This window comes from Aminobacter sp. J44 (assembly GCF_007829415.1).
Classification (GTDB): domain Bacteria; phylum Pseudomonadota; class Alphaproteobacteria; order Rhizobiales; family Rhizobiaceae; genus Aerobium.
This window is the reverse complement of sequence record NZ_VLJG01000036.1, coordinates 20,266-29,143: the sequence shown is the minus strand read 5'-3', so window position 1 is coordinate 29,143 and position 8,878 is coordinate 20,266. Positions and strand designations below refer to the sequence as shown.

Below are 8,878 nucleotides of genomic sequence, written 5' to 3'. Positions count from 1 at the left end.
GCCTGGCGGGGGCATGAGGCCCTCTCGCCCCTTCATTATCTTCACTTCGTCAGGCACCGGCAGCGCCCCTGCGCTCTGTCATCCCGCCAAACGAAAAACCCGCCAAAAAATCGGCGGGTTTGTCAGCGGTCTGAGGCCGGTCGCGAGACCGGCCTTTTTGTTTGAGCTGTTTTCTGAGCTGATCAGCTCAGGAAGTCGACGATCGTCTTGATGATGCGGTCCTGATCCTCGGTCGAGAGGTACGGGTGCATCGGCAGGCAAAGAATGCGGGCCGGAACCTCTTCCGAAACCTTCATGCCGAGCGGCGACGACTGATAGTGGCTGTAGGCCGCCTGCTGGTGCAGGGGCTTGACGTAGTAGATGACCGACGGGATGCCTTCCTTGCCGAGATGCGCCTTGAGCTCGTCGCGGCGGTCGGTCTCGATCGCGTACTGTGCCCAGGCCGAGCGGCTGCCAGAGGAAATCTCCGGTACCTTCACGACCGAACGCAGGCCGTCGTTGTAGCGGCGGGCGACGACCTGGCGCTTCTCCATCTCGTCCTCGAGGATGGCAAGCTTCTCAATCAGGATCGCGGCCTGAATGGTGTCGAGGCGCGAGTTCACGCCGATGCGGACGTTGTCGTACTGGGACTCGCCCTTGCCGTGGAAGGCAAGCGAGCGGAGCGTCTCGGCGAGTTCGTCGTCATTGGTGAACATGGCGCCGCCGTCGCCGTAGCAGCCAAGCGGCTTCGCCGGATAGAAGCTGGTTGAAGCGACGTGGCCGAAGCTGCCGCACATTTCGTTGCCGAGTTTGCCGCCGATGCCCTGCGCGGCATCCTCGATGATGACGAGGTTGTACTTCTCGGCGATCTTCCGGATGGCGTTGTGGTCTGCAGGCAGGCCAAAAAGGTCGACCGGGATGATGGCGCGCGGCTTCAGCCGACCCTCGGACACGACCATCTCGATCGCCGCTTCGAGGTTGTTGACATCGATGTTGTAGGTGTCGGAGTCGATGTCGACGAACACCGGCTCCGCCTGGCGCAATGCCACGACCTCGGCGGTGGCCGCGAAGGTGAAGGACGGGCAGAAAACCGCGTCGCCCGGGCCAATGTTGTGGGCCATCAGCGGCAGCATGAGCGCGTCGGTGCCGTTGGCGCAGGCAATCACATGCTTCACGCCGACATACTGCGCGAGAGACTTTTCGAACTCGGCCACCTGAGGCCCGAGGATATAGCGCCCGTCGGCAACGACCGCCTGGATCGCCGCATTAAGCTTGTCGCTGATGCGCTCCCGCTGAGCGCCGAGATCGATGAACTGCATGTTCTTCCGTTCTTCGCTGTGGGTTGCGCACGAGCGAAGGCCGGGCGCACCCAGTGACATTCCGCCGCCACTCGTCGTGTCTGATGGCTCCCGCAGCGGATCAATAACTGTTTCCCTACCGGAAAAGGCAGATTTTCCAAACAGGCATGGCGCCGTGTGCACCATAAAATGGCGATGATTATGACGTCTGTGCTATCGGCACAGAATCAGATGACGTAGACGGATTGCATGGTTAACCGAATTGACAGCTGGGCGGCGCAGGGACGATCTGGAAACCGCGCATGAATCTTAAACTGAGCCCATCTTCCCAGCCGACGAAATCCGCTGCCTTGATTGAGCCCGGAGCGGTGGACGAATCCCCCATGAGCGGGCGTGTTCAACTGCGCGCCTACGTCATCAATCTCGCGAAGAATCCCAAGCGTTGGGAAGAGGTCGCCCGCTCCGCTGCGGCCTTTGAGCCCGGCATCGCGCTTACGCGGATCGATGCGGTGGATGGTCGCGACGCGGCGCATGCGGCGCGCGAGCAGGCGGATGTCGCTACCTTTGAACGAATCAATGGCCGCGACATGCTACCGGGGGAATATGGCTGCTACCTCAGCCACCTCAAGGCGCTGCGCACTTTTCTCGATGACGGCGTGCCCTACGGGATGATCCTCGAGGACGATGTGGCATTTACGGAAGACAGTGAGGCGCGCATTCGCGCGATTATTGACGAGCTGCCGCAGTTCGGTGTCGTGAAGCTCGTCAACCATCGCGCGAAGCTGCTGATCGAACTCTGCTCGACGAAGAAGGGTGACAAGGTCGGCCGCACCATTCACGGGCCGCAGGGGTCGGCTGCCGCCTATCTCGTCACCCGTGAGGGCGCGCAGAAGCTGCTCGACAGGCTGTCGAAGATGGTCCTGCCGTGGGATGTCGCGCTCGAACGCTTCTGGCACCATGGCGCCGAGGTCTATTCGGTCCGTTCGAACGTCCTGGCCTTCACCGAAGAGCGAAAGAAGTCGGACATCAGCGGCGGCGGCTACGCGAAGGCAAAATACCCGTGGTACCGTCGGTTGGGAGCCGCGCGCGCAAGGACGTCGGATTATGTCCGACGCTTGTCGCATGTCATTCAGCGGCCGCAACGTGCCCTGGTGGATGCAGAAGACCCGGTTTCGTGGAAGCAGATCCTTGCAGGCTTCCTTGTCCTCGTGCTCGTCTCTGCCGTCTGGGCCGAGTCGGATGCTTACCGCTTTGCTGGTGCCGCGCTGATCCTTGCGGCGCTGTGGCGGTACTATTGCACGGACATCTGGAACTACCGCAGGTTCCCCGAGATCGGCTGGATGGGGCACGTTTGCCTCCTCTGGGGCATCTATGTCCTCGCCCGCTTCGGCGTGAGCCTGGCTGTCGAACCTGAAAGGGGTATCGGTTCCGCGGAGGGCATTTATCTTCTGCCGGCGCTTTATCCGACGCTTGGCTACGCAATGTCGCTTTTCGTGCGGAGGCCGTTCATCCTGGCGACGGCGTTCATGGTGATCAGCCTTCTCGCGCTGTCATTAGGAATCGACCATACGGGGGCCGATGTCCGCGCTGATGCACTGCTGCAGCACAATCCGATCCATGCCTCCGTGGCGGCGGGACTCATCTGCCTGTGCGTAGTGCCCTACGCTCTTCACGTCCTGCGACGGCGAGACCTGGCCAGACCTCTCAAGTTCGGCCTGGTAGTCTTCAGCGCCATCGTCTTTGTCTTTTCGGGCCTGGCGATCTACGGCCTGTGGTCGAAGGGCGTGTGGCTGGCGATGATCGTCGCCCYGCCGGTGCTTCTGCTGACCCTAATGGCCGCTGGCGGCCACCATGGAAAATCGCTGGCGATGGCAACTGCGATCGTTGCCGTCGTCGGTGTCATCCTCAACTACGACACCGTGGCGCGTGTTGCCGGCGGTACCATCGAAACGACTTCGCTGCTAATCAGTGAGCTTCTGCACGGCCGGCCGGGTCTGCAGGCGCTGGACGTGCTGATCAACGATCCCACCACGCCGATGAGCGAAAAGGAACGGCTCATCCTGTGGTACGATGCACTGCACCTGTGGGGGGAGTACCCGGTCTTCGGACCGGGTGTCAGCTGGCTGACGCTCTGGTGGCAGCAGCCCTATGCGGCGCCGTACAACCTAATCCACAACGGCTATCTTGAGATTGCCGTCCGTTATGGCTGGACCGGTCTCGCCTTCTACGCGCTGTTGTTTGGCTGGTCGCTGGTGACCGTCTATCGCGCCGCGCACGCACGGATCATCGATGTCGCGGCAGCGCAGGCCTACATCGCGACAATGGTGTTCTTTGCGGTGACGCTCGTCAGCAATTCGAACAACCGGCTTGCCATCGGCGAGAGCTACATGTGGTTCGCCTCCGGCTTTGCCTTCTATTGCCACTTCCTGCTCGCCAATAAGGCGCGGCAGGAAGCGGCCGCCGCGATTGCTGCGCGAGAAGCAAAAGCGACCGCATAGCAAGGCAGTCGCGAACACGTCCGGAACTTTCGGGAGAAGTGGCTGGGGCGCCTGGATTCGAACCAGGGAATGGCGGTACCAAAAACCGCTGCCTTACCGCTTGGCTACGCCCCAACGAGATGCCGCGTTCCTATCGCGTGAGCGGTAGTTCGTAAAGATGGAAGTTTGCATTCTTCACGGGTTCCACGCCGGCTGAAAAACATGGGCAGAGGCGCCGTGCCCCCATTTTCTGCGCGGCAAGAAGCTTTTGTAAAACCGCTCCCATCTGACCGGCAAAATTAGGTGCTGAAGCCTCGCGAGGGGCCAGTAGAAGTGGGACATATGCTTCAGACGCTGAAGTAATGGCGCGTGCGCCACTGCCTCCCACTGAAATGCCCGAACATTCGCAGGTCCCCGGATGCTAGCCAGACTTTCTCACCTCGACAGGCTCGAGGCAGAGGCCATTCACATTTTCCGCGAAGTCGCAGCAAGCTTCGAAAAACCGGTCATGCTCTACTCGATCGGCAAGGATTCCTCGGTGCTGCTGCATCTGGCGATGAAGGCATTCTACCCCGCCAAGACTCCCTTTCCGTTCCTGCATGTCGACACCACCTGGAAGTTCCGGGAGATGATCGAATTTCGCGACGCGACGGCGAAGCGGCTCGGGATCGACCTGATCGTTCACATCAACCAGGAGGGCGTGGCGCAAGGCATTAACCCGATCGATTCGGGCTCGGCGGTTCACACACACATCATGAAGACGCAGGCGCTGCGCCAGGCGCTCGACCTTCACGGCTTCGATGCGGCCTTCGGGGGCGCGCGCCGCGACGAGGAAAAGAGCCGGGCCAAGGAGCGCATCTTCTCGTTCCGCGACAGCCATCACGGCTGGGATCCGAAGAACCAGCGTCCGGAGATGTGGAGGATCTACAACACCCGCATCAATCGCGGCGAATCGATCCGCGTCTTTCCGCTGTCCAACTGGACCGAGCTCGATATCTGGCAGTACATCCTGCAGGAAAACATCCCGATCGTGCCGCTCTACCTTGCGAAGGAACGCCCGGTGATCGAGCGCGACGGCATGCTCGTCATGGTCGATGACGAGCGCCTCAAGCTGCGGCCGGGCGAAAAGATCGAGATGCGCAAGGTGCGCTTCCGCACGCTTGGCTGCTACCCGCTGACCGGCGCCGTCGAATCCGAGGCCGACACGCTCGATGCGGTCGTCGCCGAAATGCTCAACACGCGTACCTCCGAACGACAGGGACGGCTCATCGACCGCGACGAGGCCGGTTCGATGGAAAAGAAGAAGCGGGAGGGGTACTTCTGACCATGCTGCATGACATTTCGACGGCGCGGACCGTTTCGTCCGACATCCGCAGCTATCTGGCGGAGCAGGAGCGCAAGTCGATGCTGCGCTTCCTCACCTGCGGCTCGGTCGATGACGGCAAGTCGACCCTGATCGGGCGCCTGCTCTACGACACGCGGCTGATCTTCGAGGATCAGCTCGCGGCGCTCAGGCGGGAGTCGGCGCACCATGGCACAACGGGCGAAGAGTTCGACTTCGCGCTGCTGGTCGACGGCCTGGAGGCCGAGCGCGAGCAGGGCATCACCATCGATGTCGCCTATCGATTCTTTGCGACGCCGAAGCGCAAGTTCATCGTCGCCGACACGCCCGGGCACGTGCAGTACACCCGCAACATGGCGACCGGCGCCTCGGTCGCCGATCTCGCGATCGTGCTGGTCGACGCGCGCAGGGGCGTGCTGCCGCAAACCAAGCGGCATTCCTATATCGCCTCGCTGCTCGGCATTCGCCACATCCTCCTGGCGGTGAACAAGATTGACCTCGTCAACCACGACCAGGAGGTGTTCGAAGAGATAGCGCGCAGCTACCAGAAGGCCGTCGCCAGGCTGAACTTCGTCTCCGTGATGCCGATCCCGGTCTCAGCGCGCTATGGCGAGAACATCGCCAGCCGCTCGGAGAACACCAGCTGGTATGAGGGGCCGACGATGGTCGAGCACCTCGAAAATGTCGAGGTGGACGAGGACGGAACGGTCAAGCCGTTCCGCTTTCCGATCCAGTATGTGAACCGGCCCAATCTCGACTTCCGCGGCTTTGCGGGAACCATCGCATCGGGAACCATCGAGCGCGGCGCGGAGATCGTCGTTGCCAAGTCCGGCAAGACCTCGCGCGTGAAGCGCATCATCGCTCCCGGTGGCGATCTTGAGCAGGCGCAGGAAGGGCAGGCGGTGACGCTCGTCCTCGAGGATGAGATCGAGGCCTCGCGCGGCAACATCCTGAGTGCGCCGGACGCGCGGCCGCATGTGGCGGATCAGCTGGCAGCGAGTATCGTCTGGTTCGGAGAACAGGAGATGGTGCCGGGCAGGCAGTACATCCTGCGCACGGAGACCGACCAAGTCTCGGCGACGGTGACCGAGCTCAAGCACCGCATCAACATCGATGACTTCGCGCAGGAAGCGACGAAGACGCTGGAGATCAACGAGGTCGGTGTCTGCAACCTGTCGCTGCAGGCGCCGATTGCCTTCGATAACTTCATCGACAACCGCGCGACGGGAGCGTTCGTGCTGATCGACCGGATCAGCAATGCCACCGTCGCCGCCGGCATGATCCTGCACCCGCTGCGGCGGGCTGAGAACATCCACTGGCAGGCGCTTGATGTCGACAAGGCGGCGCGGGCCGCGCACAAGCATCAGAAGCCGGCGGTGATCTGGTTCACCGGCCTCTCGGGCTCTGGCAAGTCGACAATCGCCAACCTGCTCGAGAAGAAGCTGCACGCCAGCGGCAAGCACACCTATTTGCTCGACGGGGACAATGTGCGCCACGGGCTGAACCGCGACCTCGGCTTCACCGAGGCTGATCGGGTGGAAAACATCCGCCGTGTCGGCGAGGTCGCCAAGCTGATGGCCGATGCAGGGCTGATCGTGCTGGTCTCGTTCATCTCGCCGTTCCGGGCCGAGCGCGATGCGGTGCGAGGGCTGCTGCCGGAGGGCGAGTTCGTCGAGATCTTCGTCGACACGCCGCTCGAGGAATGCGCCAAGCGCGATCCGAAGGGGCTGTACCGCAAGGCGCGGGCTGGGGAGCTTAAGAATTTTACCGGCATCGATTCGCCCTATGAGGCGCCGGAGCGACCGGAACTGCGACTGGAGACGACCGGCAGGGCACCGGAAGAGACTGTCGCCGTGCTGGAAAGCTGGCTCGTCGGGAACGGCTATTGCTGAGGCTCACGCGGGATAGTATCGCCGAAGGTATGCTGGATCATGCCGAAGACGCCGAGATTCTGAGCCTTTGCGAGCAGCTCGCGCTGGATGCGGGCCGTCGCATCATGGAGGTCGTCCGCGAGGGCTTTTCCGCCGAGATCAAGGCCGACTGCTCGCCGGTGACTGTGGCGGATCGCGATGCGGAGCGGATCATCCTCGACGGCCTGCGCGGGCGATACCCGCACATTCCGGTCGTTGCGGAAGAAGAGGCCGCGGCCGGCAAGGAGCCGCACAATGTCGGCAACGCGTTTTTCCTGGTCGATCCGCTCGACGGCACACGGGAGTTCGTGCGCGGCGGCGATGATTTCACCGTCAACATCGGCCTTGTGCGCGATGGCAATCCGGTTGCAGGCGTGATCTACGCCCCGGCGCGGAACCTGCTCTATTCGGGCGGGGCGGGCGAGGCATGGGAGATCCCGACCGACGAGCACCACCAGCCGAAGGAACGTCGCGCGATTCGTGTCCGGGAAGGACACTCGCCGCTGACCATCGTTGCCAGCCGCTCGCACAACACGCCCGAGACGGATGAATTCATTGCCCGGCATGAACCGGCGCACCGGGTGACGGTGGGCTCGTCGCTGAAATTTTGCCTGCTTGCGAGCGGCCAGGCGGATCTTTATCCGCGCATGGGCCGCACCATGCAGTGGGACACGGCCGCGGGCGACGCGATCCTGCGCGCGGCAGGCGGCATCACGCGTGAGCTCGACGGCAGGCCGTACCGCTACGGACCGGGGCTGACGCCGGGCGACGAAGATTTTGCGAACCGCTGGTTCGTGGCCGAGGGCAAGATCGCCTGATCAGGCGATCTCGTGTCGCCGGGGCGGGTTGGCCCCGGGACGCGAGACGGTGATCGCCGAAATCCTGATCGCGAAAGCCATTACCTTTTCAAGCTGAGCGCGCGACAGCTTTGCCAGTGCTTCCTTGGCGAGCAGACCATCGTCACGCAGCGCGGCGAGAATGCCGGCATTGAAGGTGTCGCCGGCGCCAACGGTGTCGGCAACGGTGACCGGGACCGCCGGGAGTTCCGCCTTCGCTTCGCGGGTATAGCCGACCGCGCCTTCGCTGCCCCGCGTGACGACGAACAGCTTTGGGCCGCTGGCAAGCCAGCGCTCGGCGATGTCGTCATGCGTCCCGACCTCGCCGAACCAAGCAAGGTCTTCGTCCGACAGTTTTACTATGTCGGCCATCGCAATCATGCGGCGCAGGCGCGCGAGGTGGCTTTCGCGGTCCGCGATGAAGGCGCTGCGGATATTGGGATCGAGCATCGTCACGCGGCGCGAATGCTCGCGACGCATGAGGGTTTCGTAGGTCGATCCGCATGGCTCGGGGATGAGGCTGATGCAGGAGAAGTGCAGCGCGTCGATGCTGTCCGGGAGTTCCGGAAGGTCGCTCTCTTCGAGCATGCGACCGGCCGAGTTCTCGTCGAAGAAGGTGTAGCTGGCGTTGCCGTTGTTAAGGTGGACGAAGGCAAGCGTGGTCGGCCGCGACGAGTAGCGTACGAGCGACAGGTCGACGCTGCTTTCCTCAAGCGCGCGGGAGAGCTTCTGGCCGAAAAGGTCGGTCGAAAGGCCGGAGAAGAACCCGGTCGGGACGCCCAGTCGGCCCAGTGCAATGGCCGTGTTGAAGACCGCGCCGCCGACATAGGGCGCGTAGGCTTCCTCGCCCTCGACGGTCCTGCGAGGCAGCATGTCGATCAGGGCTTCGCCGCAGCAGAGGATCATCCTGTTCTCCAATAATGTTGCTGCTTAAAGGTTTGAATGCGGCCGTTCAATCCGCTAGCATCCCTGTAGAGGGAGGAAGTCGGAACAAATACTCGCACCGAAAATTCGGTCGCGTTGCTCAGAGGACATG

Annotated in this window: 6 protein-coding genes and 1 tRNA gene; 4 read left to right on the top strand and 3 right to left on the bottom strand. The window is 62.6% G+C overall.

The genetic code is table 11. The annotated features are described in order from the left end of the window. Positions 1-182: 182 nt before the first annotated feature. Positions 183-1,298, bottom strand: coding sequence for a DegT/DnrJ/EryC1/StrS aminotransferase family protein (locus L610_RS13895; protein ID WP_144705794.1), 1,116 nt, complete (start codon positions 1,296-1,298; stop codon positions 183-185). Positions 1,299-1,660: 362 nt separating this feature from the next. On the opposite strand from L610_RS13895, the gene L610_RS13890 reads away from it, so the two are divergent. Beyond that, positions 1,661-3,775 carry a glycosyltransferase family 25 protein gene (locus L610_RS13890; RefSeq protein ID WP_186441489.1) on the top strand — a complete coding sequence of 705 codons (2,115 nt, stop codon included), beginning with the start codon at positions 1,661-1,663 and terminating at the stop codon, positions 3,773-3,775. 39 nt (positions 3,776-3,814) lie between these two features. Here L610_RS13890 and L610_RS13885 read toward each other — a convergent pair. Then, positions 3,815-3,889, bottom strand: a tRNA-Gln gene (locus tag L610_RS13885). Positions 3,890-4,172: 283 nt separating this feature from the next. On the opposite strand from L610_RS13885, the gene cysD reads away from it, so the two are divergent. Genes cysD through cysQ form a run of 3 tightly spaced genes read left to right on the top strand, consistent with a single transcriptional unit; the run spans position 4,173 to position 7,824 of the window. Continuing rightward, entirely contained in the window at positions 4,173-5,078 is a 906-nt protein-coding gene (cysD, locus tag L610_RS13880) for a sulfate adenylyltransferase subunit CysD (protein WP_144705790.1), read from the top strand. 2 nt (positions 5,079-5,080) lie between these two features. After that, on the top strand, positions 5,081-6,988 hold the full coding sequence (cysN, locus tag L610_RS13875) for a sulfate adenylyltransferase subunit CysN (RefSeq protein ID WP_144705788.1): 1,908 nt from the start codon (positions 5,081-5,083) through the stop codon (positions 6,986-6,988). Further along, on the top strand, positions 6,982-7,824 hold the full coding sequence (cysQ, locus tag L610_RS13870; protein WP_371713058.1) for a 3'(2'),5'-bisphosphate nucleotidase CysQ: 843 nt from the start codon (positions 6,982-6,984) through the stop codon (positions 7,822-7,824). The genes cysN and cysQ overlap by 7 nt, the downstream gene beginning before the upstream one ends. On the opposite strand, the gene L610_RS13865 is transcribed toward cysQ, so the two are convergent. Then, the gene (locus L610_RS13865; protein ID WP_144705786.1) at positions 7,825-8,748 is read right to left on the bottom strand and encodes a carbohydrate kinase; all 924 of its coding nucleotides are present in this window, start codon (positions 8,746-8,748) and stop codon (positions 7,825-7,827) included. Between the last annotated feature and the right edge of the window lie 130 nt (positions 8,749-8,878).

Excerpts from the sequence above, each read along its gene's own strand:
- cysD (WP_144705790.1), top strand. The coding sequence starts at position 4,173 with ATGCTAGCCAGACTTTCTCACCTCGACAGGCTCGAGGCAGAGGCCATT.
- L610_RS13895 (WP_144705794.1), bottom strand. The coding sequence starts at position 1,298 with ATGCAGTTCATCGATCTCGGCGCTCAGCGGGAGCGCATCAGCGACAAG.
- L610_RS13865 (WP_144705786.1), bottom strand. The coding sequence starts at position 8,748 with ATGATCCTCTGCTGCGGCGAAGCCCTGATCGACATGCTGCCTCGCAGG.
- cysN (WP_144705788.1), top strand. The coding sequence starts at position 5,081 with ATGCTGCATGACATTTCGACGGCGCGGACCGTTTCGTCCGACATCCGC.